This window comes from Pseudomonas sp. P4_B3 (genome assembly GCF_056402295.1).
In genome coordinates this window covers 246,797-269,264 of record NZ_JBFUHR010000011.1, presented here as the reverse complement: position 1 = coordinate 269,264, position 22,468 = coordinate 246,797, and the positions used below count along the sequence as shown (strand labels likewise).

Annotated in this window: 19 protein-coding genes and 1 pseudogene; 8 read left to right on the top strand and 12 right to left on the bottom strand. The window is 61.3% G+C overall.

The genetic code is table 11. The features are described 5' to 3' along the window. Positions 1-109: 109 nt before the first annotated feature. Together AC1DWG_RS15575 and AC1DWG_RS15570 are read left to right on the top strand one after the other, a co-directional pair. Positions 110-1,306 (top strand): annotated as a pseudogene (locus tag AC1DWG_RS15575) (cache domain-containing protein); the annotation flags it as partial. Between the two features lie 90 nt (positions 1,307-1,396). Beyond that, on the top strand, positions 1,397-2,164 hold the full coding sequence (locus AC1DWG_RS15570) for a methyl-accepting chemotaxis protein (RefSeq protein WP_371319548.1): 768 nt from the start codon (positions 1,397-1,399) through the stop codon (positions 2,162-2,164). Positions 2,165-2,305: 141 nt separating this feature from the next. Here AC1DWG_RS15570 and AC1DWG_RS15565 read toward each other — a convergent pair whose 3' ends face one another. Beyond that, positions 2,306-3,583: an acetyl-CoA C-acetyltransferase gene (locus AC1DWG_RS15565; protein ID WP_477787968.1), complete on the bottom strand. Its 1,278-nt coding sequence runs from the start codon at positions 3,581-3,583 to the stop codon at positions 2,306-2,308. Between the two features lie 216 nt (positions 3,584-3,799). Between AC1DWG_RS15565 and AC1DWG_RS15560 the strand changes: the two genes are divergently transcribed. Both AC1DWG_RS15560 and AC1DWG_RS15555 read left to right on the top strand, forming a co-directional pair. Continuing rightward, entirely contained in the window at positions 3,800-5,152 is a 1,353-nt protein-coding gene (locus tag AC1DWG_RS15560; RefSeq protein WP_477787967.1) for a 3-oxoacyl-ACP reductase, read from the top strand. Between the two features lie 2 nt (positions 5,153-5,154). Next, complete coding sequence (locus tag AC1DWG_RS15555; RefSeq protein ID WP_477763601.1) at positions 5,155-6,009, top strand: MaoC family dehydratase; 855 nt, start codon at positions 5,155-5,157, stop codon at positions 6,007-6,009. A gap of 55 nt (positions 6,010-6,064) precedes the next feature. Here the strand turns inward: AC1DWG_RS15555 and AC1DWG_RS15550 are convergent, their stop codons facing one another. The 5 genes from AC1DWG_RS15550 to AC1DWG_RS15530 all read right to left on the bottom strand — a co-directional run bounded on the left by AC1DWG_RS15550 (position 6,065) and on the right by AC1DWG_RS15530 (position 9,540). Next, complete coding sequence (locus AC1DWG_RS15550) at positions 6,065-6,421, bottom strand: DUF6124 family protein (RefSeq protein WP_477763602.1); 357 nt, start codon at positions 6,419-6,421, stop codon at positions 6,065-6,067. An 827-nt stretch (positions 6,422-7,248) separates the two neighbouring features. Continuing rightward, positions 7,249-7,812, bottom strand: a complete 564-nt coding sequence (locus AC1DWG_RS15545; protein WP_477754455.1) for a DUF4136 domain-containing protein — start codon at positions 7,810-7,812, stop codon at positions 7,249-7,251. A 55-nt stretch (positions 7,813-7,867) separates the two neighbouring features. Next, on the bottom strand, positions 7,868-8,476 hold the full coding sequence (locus tag AC1DWG_RS15540) for a DUF4136 domain-containing protein (RefSeq protein ID WP_477763603.1): 609 nt from the start codon (positions 8,474-8,476) through the stop codon (positions 7,868-7,870). A 12-nt stretch (positions 8,477-8,488) separates the two neighbouring features. Continuing rightward, positions 8,489-9,238: a methyltransferase domain-containing protein gene (locus AC1DWG_RS15535; protein WP_477763604.1), complete on the bottom strand. Its 750-nt coding sequence runs from the start codon at positions 9,236-9,238 to the stop codon at positions 8,489-8,491. Next, positions 9,238-9,540, bottom strand: coding sequence for a MazG-like family protein (locus AC1DWG_RS15530; RefSeq protein WP_477763605.1), 303 nt, complete (start codon positions 9,538-9,540; stop codon positions 9,238-9,240). The genes AC1DWG_RS15535 and AC1DWG_RS15530 overlap by 1 nt, the downstream gene beginning before the upstream one ends. Before the next feature lie 157 nt (positions 9,541-9,697). Here AC1DWG_RS15530 and AC1DWG_RS15525 point away from each other — a divergent pair, with 157 nt between their 5' ends. Both AC1DWG_RS15525 and AC1DWG_RS15520 read left to right on the top strand, forming a co-directional pair. Further along, positions 9,698-9,991, top strand: a complete 294-nt coding sequence (locus AC1DWG_RS15525; RefSeq protein WP_477763606.1) for a hypothetical protein — start codon at positions 9,698-9,700, stop codon at positions 9,989-9,991. A 154-nt stretch (positions 9,992-10,145) separates the two neighbouring features. Beyond that, positions 10,146-11,495 (top strand): MATE family efflux transporter, encoded by a 1,350-nt coding sequence (locus AC1DWG_RS15520; RefSeq protein WP_477754459.1) that lies wholly within the window; start codon positions 10,146-10,148, stop codon positions 11,493-11,495. 11 nt (positions 11,496-11,506) lie between these two features. Here the strand turns inward: AC1DWG_RS15520 and AC1DWG_RS15515 are convergent, their stop codons facing one another. The 6 genes from AC1DWG_RS15515 to AC1DWG_RS15490 all read right to left on the bottom strand — a co-directional run bounded on the left by AC1DWG_RS15515 (position 11,507) and on the right by AC1DWG_RS15490 (position 18,266). Then, positions 11,507-12,307: a DUF4123 domain-containing protein gene (locus AC1DWG_RS15515; protein WP_477787966.1), complete on the bottom strand. Its 801-nt coding sequence runs from the start codon at positions 12,305-12,307 to the stop codon at positions 11,507-11,509. Further along, positions 12,304-13,623, bottom strand: a complete 1,320-nt coding sequence (locus AC1DWG_RS15510) for a type VI secretion system Vgr family protein (protein ID WP_477763608.1) — start codon at positions 13,621-13,623, stop codon at positions 12,304-12,306. Before AC1DWG_RS15510 ends, AC1DWG_RS15515 begins: the two co-directional genes overlap by 4 nt. A gap of 232 nt (positions 13,624-13,855) precedes the next feature. Beyond that, on the bottom strand, positions 13,856-15,769 hold the full coding sequence (speA, locus tag AC1DWG_RS15505; RefSeq protein ID WP_115947750.1) for an arginine decarboxylase: 1,914 nt from the start codon (positions 15,767-15,769) through the stop codon (positions 13,856-13,858). A 217-nt stretch (positions 15,770-15,986) separates the two neighbouring features. Further along, entirely contained in the window at positions 15,987-16,358 is a 372-nt protein-coding gene (locus AC1DWG_RS15500) for a translation initiation factor Sui1 (RefSeq protein WP_007991289.1), read from the bottom strand. A 279-nt stretch (positions 16,359-16,637) separates the two neighbouring features. Then, positions 16,638-17,195 carry an NUDIX hydrolase gene (locus tag AC1DWG_RS15495; protein WP_477754463.1) on the bottom strand — a complete coding sequence of 186 codons (558 nt, stop codon included), beginning with the start codon at positions 17,193-17,195 and terminating at the stop codon, positions 16,638-16,640. A gap of 3 nt (positions 17,196-17,198) precedes the next feature. Beyond that, a complete protein-coding gene (locus tag AC1DWG_RS15490; RefSeq protein ID WP_108219840.1) occupies positions 17,199-18,266 on the bottom strand; it encodes a DUF2333 family protein in 1,068 nt (355 codons plus the stop codon). Between the two features lie 486 nt (positions 18,267-18,752). Here AC1DWG_RS15490 and gcbA point away from each other — a divergent pair, with 486 nt between their 5' ends. Both gcbA and AC1DWG_RS15480 read left to right on the top strand, forming a co-directional pair. Next, a complete protein-coding gene (gene gcbA / locus AC1DWG_RS15485) occupies positions 18,753-20,423 on the top strand; it encodes a diguanylate cyclase GcbA (protein ID WP_477787965.1) in 1,671 nt (556 codons plus the stop codon). A 52-nt stretch (positions 20,424-20,475) separates the two neighbouring features. Further along, positions 20,476-22,422: a methyl-accepting chemotaxis protein gene (locus tag AC1DWG_RS15480; protein WP_477787964.1), complete on the top strand. Its 1,947-nt coding sequence runs from the start codon at positions 20,476-20,478 to the stop codon at positions 22,420-22,422. The last annotated feature ends 46 nt before the right edge of the window (positions 22,423-22,468 follow it).

Here is a 22,468-nt window from a genome sequence, read left to right as displayed (position 1 = left end):
CACAACTCACACCTTCCGTAGGATTTTTCCCATCGGGCCTCAATTTCCTCCGACAACAGCCGAAGTCCTTAGTGACAAAGTGATTTGTCCGACAATCGCTCCCCCAATAATGGCGATGCCGCACTCAAGGACCCGGGTTGACCAAGAACGTTTACGCCTGCCAATAAACCGCGAGTCATCTGCACTGCGTGGGCCTATAAGAAAATCTGGAGCGCGGATGAACATCAAACAGAAGTTGACCTGGGCGTTTGCAATCATCGCCTGCCTGCCCGTGGTGCTGGTCGCCACCCTCGTTGTGCTGAACCTGCGCAGTGATGCCAGGGACGAATTCGTCGACGGCAGTGCCCGCGAGATTCGTCAGGTCAGCAACGCCATGCAATTGTTCTTTGACGGCATCAGCCAGAACGTCGATTACCTGGCCAAGCAGCCGCTGATCCGAAACTCCGACGACAGCCTCAAGACTTACATGGCCGCCAACGCCGAGAGCGTCCCTCAGGGCGAGGCGGACAAGAAAGTCTTCACCCTGCTCCAGGACTTGGGCAACAGCCACCCGGCCTACGCCTACGCCATCCTCGGCACGGCGGCGGGCGGCTACGTGTCGTGGCCGGATGATCCGAAGTTGAACAATTACGACCCGCGCCAGCGCCCCTGGTACAAGGCGGCCCAGGCCAAACCGGGCAAGCCGTTGCGCACCGAGGCCTATTACTGGGCCCAGGACGACGCGACCTACGTCAGCACCGTGCGCACCATCGACAACAAGTTGGGCACCAACGGCGGTGTGGTCAGCATCGACGTGACGCTCAAGCAGCTCACCGAAATCGTCAAGCAGATCAAGCTCGGTGAAACCGGCTACCTGATGCTGCTGGAAAACACCGGCATGGTGCTGGTGGATCCGAAACAACCGGAACACAACTTCAAACCGCTGAATAGCCTTGGCGACGGCTACGCGCAACTGGCCAAGGCCGGCAAGGGCCTGGTGGAAGTGGAGTTGAACGGCGAACACTACATGGCCAACGTCTGGCCGTCGGAGCAACTGGGCTGGACCTTCATCGGCCTGATCAAGCAGGACGACGTGATGAGTTCCGCGACCCAGTTGACCTGGTTGATCGCCATCATCGCCGCCGTCCTGGCCGTCATCTTCGCCATCGTCGGCGCCAGTTTTGCCAGCCTCATCGTGCGCCCGATCCGCAGCGTGGCCAGCGGCCTGGAAGGCATCGCCCAGGGCGAAGGCGACCTGACCCAGAACCTGCAAATCCGTGGCAACGACGAAACCGCGCAACTGGCCAACTGGTTCAACCAGTTTCTGACGGCGATTCGCAACCTGATCCAGAACATCGGCGGTGCGGCGGGCAAGATCCTCGACACATCGAAGAGCTCGACCCAGGTCTCCAGCGACATGGCCGAAGCCGCCGGACGCCAGCGTGAGGCAGTGGACATGGTCTCCACGGCGTTCCACGAAATGGTCGCCACCGCCAACGAAGTCGCGCGTTCTTGCAGTCAGGCGGCGGAGTCTGCCGACAGTGGCCAGCGCCAGGCGCGCGAAGGTCAGCAGCAGATCGATGCGGCGGTGAACAGCGTTGATCGCCTGAGCCAGGAAATCGAACAGTCGGCCCAGTCGATGCAACAGCTCGAACGCGACAGCAACGACATCCAGTCGATCCTGGGGACCATCCGCTCGATCGCTGAACAGACCAACCTGCTGGCGCTGAACGCCGCGATCGAAGCGGCCCGTGCCGGTGAACAGGGGCGCGGCTTTGCCGTGGTGGCTGACGAAGTGCGGGCCCTGGCCAAGCGCACGGCCGACTCCACCGCAGAAATCGACGGGCTGCTGGGCAACCTGGCCAAACGCACCAGCCAGGTGACCCAGCAGATGCACGCCAGCCTGGAAGTGTCCCAGCAATCGGTGACTCGCATCGGCGAGGCGCGCAACAGCTTCGGGCAGATTCGTGAGTCGGTGGACGTGATCCGCGACATGAACACCCAGATCGCCACGGCGGCGGAACAACAGCATCAAGTGGCCGAAGACATCAACCGGCACATCAGCCAGATCCATGGCGATGCGCAGTTGGTGGCAGAACTGGCCAACTCGGCGCGCCTGGATTCCCAGAGCCTGGCCGGGTTGTCGAATGAGCTGGACGGGTTGGTGCGCAGGTTCCGTACCTGATCCCTATTGTCGGGTGGCCGCTTCGCGGCCATTCGCTGGCAAGCCAGCTCCTACACGTGTTGCGCAGCGGCCCAACCTGTAGGAGCTGGCTTGCCAGCGAAGGCGATCTCACGGTCGAAACAGAAACAACGGCATTCTTGTTCAACGTTCGAGAATGGCAGTCACCCCCTGCCCGCCCGCCGCGCAGATCGAAATCAGTCCCCGTCCCTTGCCCGCCGCATCCAGCAACTTCGCCAGGTTGGCGACGATGCGCCCGCCGGTGGCGGCAAACGGGTGCCCCGCCGCCAGGGAACTGCCTTTGACGTTGAGTCGGCGGCGGTCAATCGAGCCCAATGGCGCATCGAGGCCGAGACGGGTTTTGCAATACTGCGGATCTTCCCAGGCCTTCAATGTGCACAGCACTTGCGCGGCGAAGGCTTCGTGGATTTCGTAGTAGTCGAAATCCTGCAAGGTCAGGCCATTGCGCGCTAGCAAACGTGGCACGGCGTAGACCGGCGCCATCAACAACCCTTCGGCACCGTTGACAAAATCCACCGCCGCCGCTTCGCCGTCGCGCCAGTAGGCAAGAATCGGTAACCCGCGTGCCTTGGCCCATTCCTCATTGCCCAGCAGCACCAGTGACGCGCCATCGGTCAGCGGCGTGGAGTTGCCTGCGGTCAGGGTGCCCTTGGCGCTTTTCTCATAGGCTGGTTTGAGCGCGGCGAGCTTTTCCAGCGTGGAGTCCGGGCGCAGGTTGTTATCGCGAGTAAGGCCCATAAATGGCGTCATCAGGTCGTTGTGCCAGCCCTCGGCGTAGGACGCGGCCAGTTTCTGATGGCTCTCGAGCGCCAATTGATCCTGTGCCTGGCGAGGGATGTTCCAGGTCTGGGCCATCAGCTCGCAATGCTGGCCCATGGACAACCCGGTGCGCGGCTCGCCATTGCGCGGGAATTCGGGGATCAGATGCTTGGGACGCAACTGCAGGAAGGTTTTCAGTTTGTCGCCGGTGGTTTTCGAGCGGTTGGCTTGCAGGAGGATTTTGCGCAGGCCCTCGCTGACACTGATCGGCGCATCCGAGGTGGTGTCCACGCCACCGGCAATGCCGCAGTCGATCTGGCCCAGGGCAATCTTGTTCGCCACCAGCAACGCCGCTTCCAGCCCGGTGCCGCACGCCTGCTGGATGTCATAGGCCGGAGTGGCCGGCGACAGTCGCGAACCGAGTACGCACTCGCGCGTGAGGTTCATGTCCCGCGACAACTTGAGCACGGCCCCGGCGACCACTTCGCCGATGCGTTGGCCGTGCAGGTTGTAACGTTCGATCAGGCCTTCGAGGGCGGCGGTGAGCATCACCTGATTACTGGCCGTGGCGTAGGGGCCATTGGAGCGGGCGAAGGGAATCCGGTTACCGCCGATAATCGCGACGCGGCGCAGTTGGGTCATGAAATGCTCCTGATGAAATAGCCAAAATTGAAACTACCCCCTGTAGGAGCTGCCGAAGGCTGCGATCTTTTGATCTTGATTCCAAAAAGCCAAGTCAAAAGATCGCAGCCTTCGGCAGCTCCTACAATGACCAAGCGTAGGCCTTATCTCGTGGATCGAACGACTGATAGCCATTCATGGTCCACACTTTGATCCCCAGCTTTTGGAGCGTGTTCCATGTCTGACCGCTATATCGACTTCGCCAATTCGTCCATCGGCCATCGCCTGCTCGGCGCCCTGGGGTTGCCGGCGCCGACCAGGCTGGAGCGCTGGCAAGCAGGCCGACTGCGGCCCGTGGAAGGTGCGTTGTTGATCGGCGGCGGGCCGTTGGCGGAACACGTCAGCGCCTTCGCCAACCGCCTGACCGACGTGATCTACAGCTACGGCACCGAGCCTTCGATGGCCACGGCCTGGATTCCCGGCCATGGACCGAAACTCAAGGCTGTGGTGTTCGATGCCAGTGACCTGCTGCACACCGACCAGCTCAAGCAACTGCGCGAGTTCTTCCAGCCGCTGATGAAGAACCTCGAACACTGCGCGCACCTGGTGATTCTCGGACGCGATCCGCAAAGCCTGCGCGACCCGTTCGCCGCCAGTGCGCAGCGTGCCCTGGAAGGTTTCAGCCGTTCGCTGGCCAAGGAGTTGCGCAGCGGTGGCACCTTGCAATTGATCTACGTCGGCGAAGGTGCCGAGGCGCAACTGGAAGGCCCGCTGCGGTTTTTCCTCTCACCGAAAAGCGCCTTCGTGTCCGGGCAGGTCATTCGCTTGAATGCGTGCTCAACGCCAGTCACCGACTGGACACGCCCGCTCGCCGGGCCCAAGGCACTGGTCACCGGCGCAGCACGCGGTATCGGTGCCGCCATCGCGGAAACCCTGGCCCGTGATGGTGCCGACGTCATCCTGCTCGACGTGCCCCCGGCCAAAACCGATCTCGAAGCCCTCGCCGCACGCCTCGGTGGGCGCAGCATCACCCTCGACATCTGCGCCGAAGACGCCGCCGCGCAGTTGATCGAACAGTTGCCCGACGGCCTTGACATCGTGGTGCACAACGCCGGCATCACTCGTGACAAAACCCTGGCCAACATGACCCCCGAATACTGGGACGCCGTGCTGGCGGTCAACCTCAATGCGCCGCAAGTGCTGACCAAAGCCCTGCTCGACAGCGGCACCCTGCACGACAACGGCCGGGTGATACTGCTGGCGTCCATCAGCGGCATCGCCGGCAATCGCGGGCAAACCAATTACGCCGCGAGCAAGGCCGGGCTCATTGGCCTGGCGCAAGCCTGGGCGCCACTGCTCCACGAGCGCGGCATCAGCATCAACGCCGTGGCGCCGGGCTTCATCGAAACGCAGATGACCGCGCACATTCCCTTCGGCCTGCGCGAAGCCGGACGGCGCATGAGTTCGCTTGGCCAAGGCGGCTTGCCACAAGACGTCGCCGAAGCCGTGGCCTGGCTCGCGCAACCGGGCACCGGCGCGTTTACCGGGCAAGCGTTGCGCGTGTGTGGGCAAAGCGCTCTGGGGGCTTAAGGATGATCACCGACTGGCACACACTCAACCGCGAACCCAGCTTGCCGGGGTTGTACGCACGAGCGGCGACACGGCGCAAAATCACCGGCACCACCCTGCCCGATTCGGGCTTGCGTTGCTGGGTCGAAGTCGATCCCAAGCGCCTGTCGGCCTATCGCAAGGTCTGTGGTTTCGCCGACAACGGCCTGCTACCGCCGACCTACCCGCACATCCTCGGGTTTGCCTTGCAGATGCAGTTGCTCACGGCCAGGGACTTCCCGTTCCCGCTGCTGGGCCTGATACACCTGAGCAATCGCATTCGTATACTGCGCCCCATGGGCGGGGTGAATCGGGTGCGCGTCAGCGTACAAGTGCAGAACCTGCAACCCCACGCCAAAGGCGCGACGTTCGATTTGTTGACCAGCCTCGACGATCAGTTGGGGCCGTTGTGGGAAGCAGAAAGCCGGATGCTCTGTCGCGGCGTCAAACTCGAGGGTGAACCGCCGGAAGAACCTCTGACAACCAACCTGGCCTTGAGCGAAATCGAGCACTGGAAAGCGCCCTCGGACATCGGCCGGCAATACGCCAAGGTGTCCGGCGACTACAACCCGATCCACCTGAGCACGGCCAGCGCCCGACTCTTCGGTTTCCCGACCGCCATCGCCCACGGCTTGTGGAACAAGGCGCGCACGCTGGCTGCGCTGGCCGGGCACCTGCCAGCGGCGAATGTCGAGATCGCGGTGCAATTCAAGAAGCCGGTACGGTTGCCCAGTGAAGTGACGTTGCTGGCCAGTGCGCCGGGACCTAGCGGGGATCTGCAGTTGGTGGGCGCCGGGGATCTGGAGCATATGGTCGGGCAGTGGCGGCCGGTTGCCTGACAAGGCTGATGTCTGTGGCGAGAGGGCTTGCACCCTCGCCACAAAAGCTGCGTGGTCAGTCTTGCGGATCGAGATTATCCAACGCCCGGTTCACCGCCAGCTCACCCAGCATGATCACCTGCGCAATCCCCAGCATCGTATTGCGCTGCGAGCCTTCCAGAAACCCCGCGAAATCACTCGCCATCACACTCGCCGACGCCAGTGATTCACAGGCGTGGGCCAGCAGGGTTTCAGTGTCGATGTCCGGAGCGATGACGAACATCGTGCTGGGCTTGTGGGTGACAGGTTGCCTAGGTGGATTGAGGTAGTGATCGAGGGCGCGGTCGGCGGCTTCGTGGAGTTTGTTTGAGTGGGGGGATTGATAGGGGGAAACCTCGTCGGTTTCGGGGGGATTTGGGGTGGGTTTGAACATGGTGAAGCTCCATTCTTGGATTTGGAGTTCGCCATCACTGCGACCAAGCAGAAGGGTGGCGAACCGTACGCAGGTTGGTCGACCAGGGAATGGAAACCCGGCAGGGCCTGGGCCCTCCCACGCACAGCTCGCCATTAAGCAAGCACAAAAATGCCGCTCGCGCGGCACTGTGCGCCATTCTAAACCCGGGCGACCAAACCCGATCACTGATTTTGCAGCGACAGACAAAGGCTAGAGATCGCGCTTCTGACGGACAACCTGAAAAACATGTCGGAGGTTTCCTCGGGACTTGAGGAAAACTACACAGGATTGGTCGGCTGACAGGCCGTCTTCGCTGGCAAGCCAGCTCCTACAGTTGATCAGAGTATGCCTGCAAGAGATTGGTCGGCTGGCAGGCCGCCTTCGCTGGCAAGCCAGCTCCTACAGTTGATCGGCGTACACCGACGCTTTTCACCACTCATCAGGCCGAGCGTTAGCTCGCCTGCAGCTTTTGATCTTGATTTACCCGCCCCCTCGGGAGGCTGAGTGGAGGTGTTCATCCGGGGATGGGCGCGCAGCGCCGTTCGACGCAGTCGAACTCATTGCATGTAGGTCGTCGCGAAGCAGACCGGAGGGCAATGCCCCCGGATGAATACCGGAGCGAAGGAACGCCGAGCCTAAGCGAGGGGCCGTACGTAAGGGGCGAGACCTTTGGTTCCTTTGGGGCGTTTGCCAAAGGGACTCGCCGTAAGGGCGAAACCATAAGCCGCCGTTACCGCAGCAATGGATATGTACACCATCCAAAAAAAACCCCTGTGGATGCACAGGGGTTGAGAGGCCGGCTGATTCTAGGATGCGTGCGGTGGATAGTTGGCCAATATCCGCGTGACCGTTTGCCAGATCGCATCGCGACGATCCGTCGGGTTCGGCGTGCGACTGAGTATCTGTTCGTCACTGCCGCGCCACACCAGTTTGCCGTCCTTGCCATCGAGCAGGTCGATCTGGATGGTCGCCACTTTGTAGCTGACATTGCGGGTTTCGTTGTACATGGGGGCGCCGTAGTAGCCATACCAAGGGTTACCCCAGCCGCCGCCGTAATTGGTGGTCACCTGTTGTTGCCGCTCTTCGACAATCAGGTAGGTCTGCACATTCAAATCGCCCTTGGCGCCTACAGCAGCCGGACGCAGACCGCGCTGATCCAGTTGATCGGCAACCGCCTGACGGACGCGCTGTTCGGTCAGGTCGCTCTTGATTCGAGGATCATCGGGACGGTATTGCAGGGCGGGTTCTTTCCAGGTCCAGCTGCGATAGGCAGCAAAGTCGCGGCTGGCGTCGAAGTCATGATTGACCTGGTTGGCGGCGCAGGCACTGAGCAGCGCGGCCACTGCCAGTAAAACAAAACGGCGGAACATGATGATTCTCCGGTAGAAGACATGATCCTGTGGAATGCTTCTTATCTACAAGAAGCTAACTAGGAGGATACGCCGACATTGCCTTTTCCACAGCCTCCCGTATGGTATCGGCGCGCTCGCTTTCGCTGCCCCGGTTGCCGGTTTCAGCACTGGAGCTCCATATCGGCTGACCACTTTTGGCGTCAAACATGTCCACCTGCACGACCACGACCTGTTCCCGATAGGTACGGATGATCGGCACGGTGGCATATCCGCCATATCCAGGGCCGTAGCCGTTGTAGCCACCATAACCGCCGCCGTAATAGTCGTCCCGAACCTGACGCAAGCGGGTTTCCATCCGCAGGTCGGCGCTGACAAACAGGTCCGCCGGACGATTGTCATGCAGCGGACGCAAACCCCGCTGATCCAGCGCATTGCTGACCGCTTCGGCGATCTGCGCCGAGTCGGCCCAGGCGGTGCCCGGTGGCAGATGCCCATCGAGCCAGGCCCAACTGCGATAACGTCCATAGTCACGCGGCGCTGCCGGGTAAGCGCTGCGATCAAAAGTATTGGCGGCCTGGGGTGGCGCCGATGGCAAAGGGTTGGAAGTGGCCACATAGGGGTTGCTGCCCTGACAAGCGGCCAGCCCCACGCAGAACACCAGCACACCTGAATGATTTTTCATTTCGTGCTCCGATCAGACAGGCCGACAGATCCAGTGCAAGTAACGCCCAAGCCCGGCAAAGCTTGGATGACGGCGATGGGCCAGTTCCATTTCGAGCAGGTCCACCAGTTCGGCACGGGCCTGGAATTCCACCGGCATGTAATCGTGAAAAACTCGCACGCCACTCTGTATTTCGACCTTCCACAGGCCTTCAAGTTGCGCCGCCAGCTCGCGCGGATCAAGGGGCTGCTGCGGGGTCAGGCTCTGCTTTTCACCGGCCATGTCGTTCTTGCGCATCTTGCGGAAATGGCCTTTGAGCAAGTTGCGATAAATCAGCGCATCGCGGTTGTAGAACGCCAGGGACAGCCAGCCATCCGCCTTGGTCAGTTGATGCAGCACCGGCAGGATGGCGTGGGGCTCGGCCAGCCATTCCAGCACCGCATGGCACAGCACCAGATCGTAAGGTTTGGTGAGCTGCCCGAGCAGTTCCTGCCAGGGTGCCTGAATGAATGTGGCGCTCTGCCCGGCTTCGGCAAAACGCTGGCGGGCGCCTTCGAGCATCGGTTCGGCAGGCTCGGCGAGGGTCACCTGATGGCCGCGCTCGGCCAGCCACAACGACATATGGCCAAGGCCGGCGCCGATGTCCAGAACGCGCAGCGGCCGGTCGGGCAAGGTTTCGGCCAGATCGGCCTGCAACACCGCCAGACGGATCGCACCTTTGGCACCGCCGTAGATTTTTTCGGCGAAACGGGTCGCCAGTTGATCGAAATGACGGTCGCTCATCAGTTGAACCTCCGTTCGCTGTCCGCCAGTTTGCTGCGCACCACGGCATCCATGTCCAGGCCCAGCTCACTGCACAACAGCAACAGATAAAGCACAATGTCACCGACTTCCTGCCCGGCGTGGACGAGTTTGTCCGCCGGCAACTGGCGTGACTGGTCTTCGGTCATCCACTGGAAAATCTCCACCAGCTCGGACATTTCCACGCTCGCGGCCATGGCCAGGTTCTTCGGGCTGTGAAATTGCCGCCAGTCATTGCGGTCACGGATGGCGTGCAGGCGTTCGGTCAGTTCAACAAGGTTCATCGGGCTCTCCTGAAGGCGTATAGCTTCGGGGGGATCACAGGTGAAGGCAAGGGGCAGAAGATACATGCTCATCTGTGCAACCCTCTATGCTTGTGGGAACTCGGCAGCATGATCGACAGCCCAAGACTCAATTCTCTTTAATCAGGACGTTCACTCCATGCAGGTAGAAGGTTTTTCCGAATGGCTCGGCCAGGTACTCGGCTCGATCATCCGCTTCATCGTTGATGGCCTCAGTGGGCTGTTCAATCTGTTGAGCAACGCCAGCAGCAACTTTATCGAAGGCTTGTCCCAAGCGCTGGGCATGGATACCTCGGTCGTCAGCATCGTGACCCTGATCCTCGGGCTGCTACTGCTGTGGTCGGCGATCCGCGCCTTTCTCAATGCGTCGTTCATCATGGGGATTATCTGGTTGGTGCTGGGGCTTTGGTTGCTCAGCTGGATCATCCACTGACACCATCAATTCCTGTAGGAGCCGGCTTGCCGGCGAAGGCGTCCTCCAATATTGCATCGCACTTGCGGACGCCTTCGCTGGCAAGCCAGCTCCTACATTGGAGCGCGGCATATCCGGAATGTGCCGCTACAATGCCTGCTCCCAAGGAGCCTGCATGTCCAACCTGACCGCCGACTGGCGCGACCGCCCTACCCATCGCCGGGTCTGGGCACTCGCCGCGCCGATGATTCTTTCGAACATTTCCGTACCGCTGGTGGCACTGGTCGACAGCACCGTCATCGGTCACCTGCCCCATGCCCATCAACTTGGCGCCGTCGCGGTCGGGGCCAGCCTGTACACCTTCCTCGCCTGGGCCATGGGCTTTCTGCGCATGGGCTCCACCGGGTTCGCCGCCCAGGCGGCGGGGCGCGGGGATGGCGCGGCCTTGCGGCAGATTCTGTTGCAAGGCCTGCTGCTCGCCATCGGCCTGGCCGTGGTGTTGGGTGCGGTGGGCGTGCCATTGAGCGCGATCGCATTGCACTTCATGCAACCGTCGGCTGAGCTCGATCAACTGACCCGCGAGTTCTTCCACACCCGCCTGTTCGGCCTGCCGGCGGCGCTCGCCAGTTATGCACTGGTCGGCTGGTTTCTCGGCACCCAGAATGCCCGGGCGCCGCTGGCGATTTTGCTGACCACCAACCTGGTCAACATTGCCCTGAACCTGTGGTTCGTCCTCGGCCTGGAATGGGGCGTGGTCGGTGCGGCCAGGGCCTCGGTGATTGCCGAATGGACCGGTGCACTGATCGGTTTGCTGATGACTCGCAAAGCCCTGCGCGCCTACCCCGGGCCTATCGTTTGGGCGGCATTGGCGCTGTGGCAGAGTTGGCGGCCATTGCTGGCGGTCAACCGTGACATCTTCATCCGCAGCCTGGCGCTGCAATCGGTGTTCTTCCTGATCACGGTGCAAGGCACGCGGCTGGGCGACGCCACGGTCGCCGCCAACGCTCTTTTGCTCAATGGCCTGCTGCTGACCGCCCACGCCCTCGATGGCCTGGCCCACGCCGTCGAAGCCCTGTGCGGACATGCGCTTGGCGCCCGCGACCGCGATGCCCTGCGCCGTTCATTGGTGGTGGCTGGTGGCTGGTCGTTGCTGGCGAGCCTGGGGTTCGCCGCGCTGTTTCTGTTCGCCGGGCATCTATTCATCGAAATGCAGACCAACATTCAGAGCGTACGCGACACCGCATTCATCTACCTGCCCTACCTCGCCGTGCTGCCGCTGATTGCCGTCTGGAGTTACCTGCTCGACGGTCTGTTCATCGGCGCCACCCGCGCCAGGGAAATGCGCAACGGCATGCTGCTGACCGTGGCGCTGGTGCTGCCTATCGGCTGGGCACTGCAAGGCGGGGGCAACCATGGCCTGTGGATAACCTTTTTGTTGTTCATGCTCCTGCGCAGTCTGACCCTTGGCGTGATTGCCTGGCGCCTGCGCCGTCACGATGGCTGGTTCGCTGGCAGCACTCACTGAACGGGGCGACCTCATGACCCGGGTGGATCGTTCTGCCACAAGTGACGCAGGCTATCGAGGCGTTCCTGTTGAGTCCGCCCCGGCAACGGCTGCACGGGCACGGCGTCGGGATACTGCAAGCGCAGCCATATCCAGCCATCAAGCACCGGGCGCTCGCTGAAACCCAGCGCCACCCCTTCTTGCACATAGGCCCACAGGCGAGAGAAATCGGCACCGGTGGATTGGCTCCAGCGCCAGGCCTGCTGCTCGAGCAGGCAGGTTTGCAGTTTTTCCTGTTGCCCGGCGCTGAGGTTCTCCTCGACTGCCAACGGGCTGACCGCCAGCCTCGGGTTGGACAAGCGCTGCCAGCCCTCACATCCCATCGCGCGGTCGGCCCAGCTGCCACCGAACCAGCGCAACTGGTTGATGGGCCCGAGCCAGCGACTCAGTTCAACGGCATCGCTGGCATCGAAGAAATAGCTTGCCGTGATCGGGTTGTAGTAGCTCAAAAGGGCCCGGTGCAGGCCAAGCGTGACCGTGAGCATGCGCCGCAAATGCGCCAGCAACGACGCAGCGCTGGCCTCGCTGACCATCAGCAATCCGGGCCAGCGTTGTCCGTCGACGATGCATAAATCGGCCAGTGCCGGGCAGGTGCGCAGATCGACCAGGACCGGTCCCTGCTCATGCAGCGCATGCCACTCCGTGCCTTCGAACAACCCTGACCACTGGGCTTGCGCAAACATCTGCCGAAGTGTGGCACCCGCCTGCGGCGTGCCCGGCACATCCAGCAACAGCCACTGCGGGGGTGCCTCGGGCGTGCGTGTGGCGATCATGCTCCAGAGCTCTGGCCAAGCTGCGTCGCCAGACGACAGGTGCACAACGCCTGTGCGCAATGGTTGAAACTGCCACCGCCGGGCAGCAGGCACAACACCAGCAATGGCTCCCCCGACCGCAACCATTGCTCCAGGCCCTCATCATGGGTGCAGCCGGGCTGGGGGGTGTCAGCGTCCGTCACTTCGACCGTTGCCGGCGCATGCAGCAGCCCGGTTATCTGCGGTTGATCGGGATCGCCTTCGACAAAACCCACGACCAGTTCAGTCCCTTCCCGCAATGGCAAGAACGTCGATGCCTGCAGTTGCCTGGCCAGGGGTAACCAGCAATGGCTGGGCGCAGCCCCTTCGCCCTGATAAAGCCAGTCGAACTGCACCGGTACCGGCCTTGCCGGGTCGGGGCTTGGTTCATCGACCTCGACGACCCACGCCCGTTGCAGGCTATGCATTTGTGGTTTGACCGTCACACAGGGCGGCGCGAAGGGTGTCGGCCACTGCAGGGCACGGGCCTGATTGTGGTAAGGCGTCGCCGTATCCTGACTGCCCCAATGCTCAACGTGGGTTAGCAACCAGAGGCGATTGCATTCGGCAACCGGATGACCGGACAGCGGCATCAGCCGACCGCTGCGCAGGGTCACCAGGTCTGTCCGGCATTCGGCACTCTGCGCCGCTGTCCCACCGCAGTGCTGACGTTCGAACTGCCGCACCGCCGGCCGATCGCCCTCGCTGCGCAATACCGCAGGTTCGCCGGTTGGAAAATGCTGATGATCATCCCCAAACACCACACAGTGCCCGCGAGCCCGGTGTTCGAAGCGGTAGTGAAGCCGTTCCTGGGCGCACAGTCGCTGCAGAAACTGCAGATCCGACTCTCGATATTGCGTGCAGAAATCCCGGGGCGGGTATTCGCCGCTCAGCGCCAAGCGTCGATCTTTGCCGGTAATGCCGTGCTCCTTGAGCACCCGGTCGAGTATTTGCGGCACTGAAAGGGCGCTGAAAATTCGTTGGCTGAAGCGCTGGGCCAGGCATGCCAGTTTTGGCCCCAGACGCACCTGGCAGAGCCGGGGTCCCGAGGCATGATCACGCTGGACGAGTTCATGCAATTGTCCATGCACGTGGCTTCCAGCTGGTCCGAAATGCAACGAGGCCGGGCGGTACAGCAAACTGGCAAGGTCAAGCACCGGGTCATCGATCAGCAGTTCCAGGTCGAACACGAACGGCTCGCTGATGGCCTCTTTACCGGTAAAGGCCAGGACCTCAAAGGAGTCGGGCAGACCTGCTACATCCAGACGAAATGACGGTTCGCTGACTGGATTGAACATCGGCGTTTCTCTACAGGAGGGGCGGTCGGGGATTCTCGCTGAGAGACATGGCCGAGTAGAGTGCCGAAATACAAATTAGGAAATAACCTACGCGAAAAGGAGACCAAATGCTTTGGGTGGCCGAGGACGCGGGAAATTTCGCCTGGAATAGGAGAATTGCCGCACCAGGTCATCTGAAATTTCCGCGGCAAACGGAAAATTTTCAGACAACCTGATGAGCATGGCGCTTACCTCAGGAAGACAGGTAAGACGAACGGGTCAGCCCCAGACGCAAGGCATCGAGGAACTGCGTGCGCTCGGTGGCGCTGATGCGGGCACTGGCACACTTGTCGCGGTAGTGAGTCATCAGCTCCTCCGGCGACAAATGCACGTAACGCAGCATGTCTTCGATGGTGTCGTGGGTTTCGATACCCGCGTGGTACACGCTACCGTCGGCGTTCTGATAGATGTTCACCGAGTCGGTGTCACCGAACAGGTTGTGCATGTCGCCAAGAATTTCCTGGTAGGCGCCCACCAGGAAGATCCCCAGCAGATAGTCTTCACCTTCATTCAGACCGTGCACCGGCAAGCTGGTCTCGATGCTCTGCTCGTCGACGTACTGCTTGATCTTGCCGTCGGAGTCGCAGGTCAGGTCTTGCAGCACGGCACGGCGCAGCGGCTCTTCGTCGAGTCGGTGCAGCGGCAGGATCGGCAGGACCTGGCCGATGGCCCAGGTGTCCGGCAGGCTCTGGAATACCGAGAAGTTGCAGATGTACTTGTCAGCCAGCTTGTCGTTGAGTTCGTCGAGCACCTGACGGTGAGAACGCTGACGGGCTTTCAACGAGTTGTGCAGGCGGCGGCAAACGGCGAAGTAGCATTGCTCGGCCAGGGCTTTTTGCGCCAGGGTCAGCTTGCCATCGGCGTATTGAGTGGCCACGTCGCTCATGTAGTGCGTGGCGCGCCAGTAAGTCTCGGTGACCATTTCGATGTCGGTCGGGCCGAGCAGGTCAACCAGCCACTGCACGGTTTCCGGCAGCTCTTCCTTGTTATCGATCTTCGGCACGTCGTCGTTGTGTTTCTCGACGTCGGTCACCTGCACCACCAGCATGGCGTGGTGAGCGGTCAGGGAGCGGCCGCTTTCGGAGAAGATGTTCGGGTGCGGCAGGCTCTGCGCGTCGCAGAACTCCTTGAGCATCCCGACGACGACACCGGCGTAATCGTCCATGTCGTAGTTGATCGAACTGGCGTTACGCGAGTGAGTACCGTCGTAGTCCACGCCCAAACCGCCGCCGACGTCGATGTGATCCACCGGCAGGCCAAGGTTGCGCAACTCGCCGTAATAACGGATCGCTTCCTTGAAGCCGTGCTGGTAGTCCGCCAGGTTGGCGATCTGCGAGCCCATGTGGAAGTGCAACAGGCGAATGCCCTGATCCAGACCGGCAGCGCGGAAACGCTCGACCACCGACAGCAGTTGCGCCGCCGACAGGCCGAACTTGGATTTTTCACCACCGGTGTCTGCCCACTTGCTCGACGCCAGGGACGACAGACGCACGCGCAAGCCGACCTGCGGCTTGACCTTGAGCGCCGCCGCTTCTTCGATCACCAGACCGACTTCGGATTCTTTCTCGATCACGATGAACACGTTGTGGCCGAGCTTCTGGCCCATCAGCGCCAGACGGATGAACTCGCGGTCCTTGTAACCGTTGCAGACGATGGTGCCGCCCTTCGGCGCCAATGCCAGTACCGCCAGCAGTTCCGGCTTGGAGCCGGCTTCCAGACCGATGGAAACGTTCTGGGTAGCAATGATGTTTTCGATCACCGCTTCCTGCTGGTTAACCTTGATCGGGTACAGCGCGGTGTACTTGCTCTGATATTCCAGGCGCTCGATGTTGGCGTCGAACGCACCGGTCAGCTGACGCACGCGGTCTTGCAGGATGTCGGGGAAACGCACCAGCAATGGCAAGGACAAACCGCTTTTGCGCAGTTGGTCGACTTGCTCGAACAGGTCGATAGGCGAACTGGTCGGGCCGTTCGGACGAACTTCGACGCGACCGGCGTCATTGATCGCGAAATACCCGGCCCCCCAATGGCGAATCCCGTAAACACTGCGGCTGTCCGCAACTGTCCATTGGCTGCCATCGTCTTTGCGTGTGCGTCGTACGGACATCGAAGTCCCCTATAAAGAAGTCATAGAGCGTCGCCTGGGTTCAGGCCGGCGCAGTCTAAAGTATGAAAATGACGGTTCGTCAACGAGGGGGTAGACCTCGCTGACCGCAGTGAGTTTAGAAACCAGTCATGAACAGGCTCTGTGAAAACCATGGAGACGACGCCAGACCAGAATGAACGGGACTGGATCAAGCCGTGGGTGGCTTTCACAGAGGCTGCTAGCCGCCGGACTTCTTCGCCTTGAAACCGAGCTTGATCAGTTCTGCCAAGAGTAGCTCGACATGATCGCCCTGGATTTCGATGACACCGTCTTTCAACGCGCCACCGGTACCGCAACGTTTCTTCAACGTCGTGGCCAGTTCCTTGAGCGCGTCTTCAGCCAATGGCACGCCGGTGATGGTGGTCACCGTCTTGCCGCCACGGCCCTTGCTTTCGCGACGCACGCGTGCAATGCCGTCACCGGCCGGGATAACGGTCTGTTTGCAGATGCAGGCGTCCACCGGTTTACTGCATTCCGGGCAATGACGACCTGCGTCGGTGGAAAATACCAGGCCGCCCAGGGCGGCGAAGGATGCGGCTTTTTTGGCCACCGGCAATCCTCTTCGGAGGACAAAGACTGGTCGCAGCACTCGGGAAGGCTATCGACCGCGAAGCCCCACTCAGGCAGGGGCAGCGCTACTGAAACGGTACGACTCTTTGTAGGAGCTGACGAGTGCAACGAGGCTGCGATCTTTTTATTTCGACGCAAAAGCAAAGTCAAAAGATCGCAGCCTGCGGCAGCTCCTACAACGGGCAATACCGGTTCAGTTTGAAAAGTCGCGCAGTGTAACGGCAAAAACGCCGATTGCTAAGAGCCAATCGGCGCCAATTTATAGCTGTTTTGCGACGTCGATCCGGTGTGAGCGCAAATAGCGCTTCAACGCGGCCAGAGAGTCCGGGCAATAAGGCTTTTGCCCGATTTCCAGCATGACCTGATCAATGGGGATAAAGCGCGCTTCCAGCACCTCTTCCGGTTGCAGGATCAACGGGCCGTCCCATACCGCCGAGAACGCCGAACACCACAGGCGATTGCCGGTGTCCTCGAAGAAAAAATGGTCATGAGCGGTCAGTTCCACGCCACTCACTCCCAGCTCTTCCTCCAGCTCCCGGGCCGCCGACTCGGCGTAGGTTTCACTGGCGAGCACCATGCCGCCCGCCGCCACGTCCCAGAAACCGGGATAGATCGCCTTGCTCAGGGTGCGCCGGTGCACGCACAACTCGCCAGCGGAATTGAACAACATGATGTAGGTGCCACGCCCGATCAGCCCGCGCTCGCGCAAGTCGGAACGGACCAGGGCGCCGAGCAGGTTGTCCTGCTCGTCGACCCAGGCGATCTGTTCGGCATCGGACGCCGCGCGGTGCGCGGCTTCCCTGGTGTTATCGACCATGACTCAGCCCTGATTGAGCAATTGACGCAAATCGATCACCGCGGCGTTGGCCCGGGAAATGTAGTTGGCCATGACCAGCGAGTGGTTGGCCAGTACGCCGAAGCCACTGCCGTTGAGGATCATCGGGCTCCATACCGGCTCCTGCGACGCCTCCAGTTCACGAATGATCTGGCGCACGCTGACCGTGGCGTTCTTCTTTGCCAGTACGTCGGCGAAGTCGACTTCAATGGCGCGCAGCAAATGCGACAACGCCCAGGCCTGGCCGCGGGCTTCGTAGAACACGTTGTCGATTTGCAACCATGGGGTTTCAACGATTTCTTCGTCGACCTGCGGCGCCACGCCCGGTGCTACCACCTCGGTTTTCAACGCGGTGTTGAGCTTGACTCGGCCCACACTGGCCGACAGCCGTTGCGACAGCGAACCCAGACGGGTGCCGACATCACCCAGCCAGTTGTTCAGGTTATCGGCGCGGGCATAGAACAGCGCGCTCTTCTGGTTCGGATCGGACAGGCGCGCCTGATAGCGACTCAGAGAATTGATGCCTTCCTGATATTCGGACTCGCTGGATGGCAGCACCCAGCTCTTGTTGTCGAAGTTGAAACGCGGCTCGGCCTTGGCCAGGTCGGCGTCTTCGGCGGACTGCGACTGCGAACGGGCGAAGTCTTTACGCATTGCCCGGCTCAGGTCGCGGACCTGCACCAGCACACCGTATTCCCAGCTCGGCATGTTGTCCATCCACAGGCCTGGCGGAAATCGGTCGTTGGAAATATAGCCGCCCGGCTTGGTCAGCAAGGTGCCGGCGACGGTCTTCAGGGTTTCCACTGTGGTGTAGCCAACGACCATCTGCTTGCCTTCTTTCTCGGCCGCCAGTTGAGCGGTCTGCTGGACCGGGAACAGCGCCGGCTCCTGGCTCCAGTACCAGCCCAGGACACTCGCCACCAACAGGTAGATGCCCAGCAAAGTGGCCAGCGCCCGGCTGAACAACAGACCGCCCAGATAACTGCGGGTCTCCGACTTCGGTTCAGCGGCACGTTCAGGCGCACTGCCTGTGCGGTTCTTCCAGTCCAGCATGGCGATATCCTTTCAAGCTCTTGAGGTCAACGGTTCGACCACAACCATACAACAACGTGCCTTGGCCCGGCACCCGCCATCGCACCGATGCGGAAAATTACCGGTCTTGCGGATGAAAAGAGTTCCTGCCCACCAGATGACTGTGTTGCCGTCGAAATCCTCCTAATGGTTTGGATGACACGCCCCAAGGGAATCCCTGCTCCCTGAGGCCAATAAAAACTGGCCGATCCGCACCGCTCAGACCGCCGTAAATGACCAATGGTCTGTCACCCGCCAATTGCTGCCCTACGCCCGTCAAGCGCCCTGATTCACGGCACTTCGCCTCCGCACACGGCGACTAAACAGCCCAGAATCAGACCGATCGATCACAAATTGAATGAAGCGACATTGCAGATTATTGACGTACAGCACTCATGTAATGGAAAAGTGGTGCTAGCATAGAGCCACCAGTCGACCTCAGCGTGCACCCTAACTAGTAGTCAGGATATGACCGAGCCAGAAGACCCCAGCCGCGAGCGCCTCAAGCACCACTTTGCCCAGCGGGTAATTCATCAGGCTCGTCAGATTCTTGAGATATGGCAGCGCCTGCAACGCAGTGAGTGGTCCACCGCCGACCTGTCGGAATTGAGCGAGGCCAATCTGCGTCTGCTGCGTTTCGCCGAGCGTTTCGAACAACCGGAACACACGCAATTGGCACGTCACATCGGTCAGTCCCTGGAGGCGGTCGACGCCAATCGCGGACGCCTGAGCAGCGGCCTGATCACCGACCTCAATCGCTTGATGCAGCGCCTGTCACGTACCGGCCTGCGCCATGGCGACCAACTCGATCAGACCTTCCTGCCACCGCTGCGCAAGCCCGTCTATGTGATGCTGCAGGATCACGGCCGCGCCGAGCGCCTGGCCAAACAACTGGAATTCTTCGGGCTCAGTGCCCAGTCCCTGGACAGCGTAGACGCGTTTCGCTCATCGATGGTCGAGCGCTTGCCGGCGGCGATTGTCATGGACGTGGATTTCAGCGGCCCCGGCGTCGGCCTGAAACTGGCCGCCGAAGCCCAGGAAGGCCTGGACCATCGCTTGCCGCTGCTGTTCTTCAGCCTGCACGAAACCGACACCCCGACCCGCCTCGCCGCCGTGCGTGCCGGCGGCCAGGAGTTCCTCACCGGTACCCTCGAAGCGTCGAGCCTGCTGGAGAAGATCGAAGTCCTGACCTGCGTTGCCCAGTACGAACCTTATAAAGTGCTGATCATCGACGACTCCCGCGCCCAGGCCCTGCACACCGAGCGCCTGCTCAACAGCGCAGGGATCGTCACCCGGACGTTGATCGAGCCGATCCAGGCCATGGCCGAACTGGCGGATTTCCAGCCGGACCTGATCATCCTAGACATGTACATGCCGGCCTGCACCGGCACGGAACTGGCCAAGGTGATCCGCCATAACGACCGTTACGTCAGCGTGCCGATCATTTACCTGTCGGCCGAAGACGACCTGGACAAACAGCTCGACGCCATGAGCGAAGGCGGCGATGACTTCCTGACCAAACCGATCAAGCCCCGGCACCTGATCACCACCGTGCGTAACCGCGCGGCACGGGCACGCAACCTCAAGGCACGAATGGTCCGCGACAGTCTCACCGGCCTGTACAACCACACGCATATCCTGCAATTGCTCGAAGACTGCTCGTTCCGCGCCCGCCGCGAAAGCAAGCCGCTGAGCTTTGCCATGCTCGACATCGACCATTTCAAACGGGTCAACGACAGCCACGGTCACCCCATGGGTGACCGGGTGATCAAGAGCCTGGCGCTGTTTCTCAAGCAACGCCTGCGCAAAACCGACTTCATTGGCCGCTACGGTGGTGAAGAGTTCGCCATTGTCATGCCGGACACCGATATCGAAGCGGCCTACAACGTGCTTGATGAAATCCGACAGCGTTTTGCCGAGATTCACTACCCCGCGCAACCCCAGGATCTGTGGTGCACCTTCAGCGCCGGGTTGGTGGAGTTATGCGAAAGCTCTGACAGCCTGATGATGGCCAGTCAGGCAGATGATGCGCTGTATCGCGCCAAACATGGCGGACGCAATCGAATACAGGCCGCTCGCACATCAAAGCAAAGTGCCACTTTTTTATCGGAGTCGACCGATACAGTCATAACCCTGTAACAGAAACGCAATAACTTCAGGCACTTACCATTTCTGCCGTTGGTAGTCCGTAATGCGCCTGAAGCTGCTGACCAATCTCAATACCCTCCTTCTGGTGGCCGTGTGCGTGGCCCTCGGCGCTACGCTGTGGTGGTCGCAGAAGGCCCTTGAGCGTCCGTATCTATTAATGGAGCGCTACCTGGGCCTGTCGCAGCAGTTTCAGAATGAAGTGGCCCGCAGCGTCGAGGATTACTTGGGCAGCGGCGATGCACTGCGCCTGAGCAGTGCCTCCCAAGGCATCGACAGCCTGAAGAAAGAACTCGGCGAATTGCCACCGGCCTTGGCCGAGACGCTGCGCCCCAGCCTGTCGACCCTTGAAGAATTCAGCAAAACCGACCTGCTGGCCGCCGGCAAACTGGCAGGCGATCCGCAGGCCTTGCTGCTACAGGCCGAGCGGGAACTGGGTGCCAGTCTCGATCAGCTCAGCCAGTACGCCAGTGGCAATGCGGCCTACCTGACGCCGCTGCTCACCGCATCGCAGCACCTGGGCAAATTGTCCCTGGCCCGGGACAAACTGGTCAGCAGCGGCCGCAGTGAACTGGCCTTCGATGTCGAACGCGAAGTGGCCAACATCCGCACCCAGGCAGAGAAACTCGACGCCCTGCCCTTGCTGGGCGTGACCACCAGCAACGAGTCGAACACCGACGATTTCGCCTCGATGATGGGCCTTGAGAACAAGGAAAAAACCGTCGCCGAAGATGCTGGTGTCGGCCTCAAGCGCGAACTCAACAGCCTGCTCACCCGCTATCCGGCCGAGCTCACGCGCACTCGCGATCAAATCCAGAAACGCGCCGACCTCAGCGCCGCGACTCACGTGAAAATCGCCGACGTGCAACAGGCCATTGCCGGGCTGGAACCGGTGGTGCGCGCCCAGCATGGGCAGATCCAGGGTGAAGTGCGGCTGATGCAAGGTGTGATGATCGGTTTGATTCTGTTGATCGCACTGCTGATAGACACCCTGCAGCGCAAACTGGCACGGACCCTGACGAACCTCGCTCCGGCCCTCTCGACCTGGGCCGAAGGCGACTTCAGCCACGACATTCAACTGGGTAACACCAACCGCGAACTGCATGACATTGAAGCGTCGCTCAACCGCTTGCGCGCCTATCTGGTGGACTTGGTGGGGACCATTCGCCGCAACGCCGAACAGGTGGCCGGCAGCAGTCGCACCCTGGCTGACCTGAGCAACGACTTGCACAGCGGTGCCGAGCATCAGGCCGGCGACACGGCACTGATCCGCGATTCCCTCAGTGAGCTGGAAGCGACCATCCAACAAGTCGCCGGCGATGCCAGCCAGGCCGCCGATGCCAGCCGCCACGCCGGCCTCGCCGTGGAGCATGGACAGAAAGTCATCGGCCTGAGCCTCGCCGGCCTGCATGCGCTGGTGGATGAAGTGCAAGGCAATGCACAAATGATCGAACACCTGGCCGAAGAGTCGGCCACCATCGGCGGCGTGTTGACGGTGATCCGCTCGATTGCCGACCAGACCAACCTGCTGGCCTTGAACGCCGCCATCGAGGCGGCCCGGGCCGGGGAAATGGGCCGAGGCTTTGCCGTGGTGGCGGAAGAGGTGCGCTCACTGGCGCAACGTACAGCCGGGGCCACGGCGGAAATCCAGACGCTGATCGCAGGGCTGCAAACCGCCGCACGGCAATCGGTGGAAGGCATGCGCGCCCAGGTCGAACACGCCGAGGCCACGGCCAACCAGGCCCAGGCCGCCGATGGTGCGCTGGATAAAATCGTCGGGGCGATCCAGACCATTTCCGACACGGCGGTCCGCATCGCCGATGTCACAGCCCAGCAAAGCGGCGCTGTCAGCGAGATCCGCGACCACAGTGAGCGGATTCACCAGTTGGGTGGGGATAACCTGCTGCGTATCGGCGAAGGGCGTGAGCAAGGGGAGAACCTGCTTGTACTGGGTGGGCGATTGCATACGGCCGTTCAGGCTTTTCGCGTCTGACAGACCGCCTTCGCTGGCAAGCCAGCTCCTACAGGTGCGCGGAGTT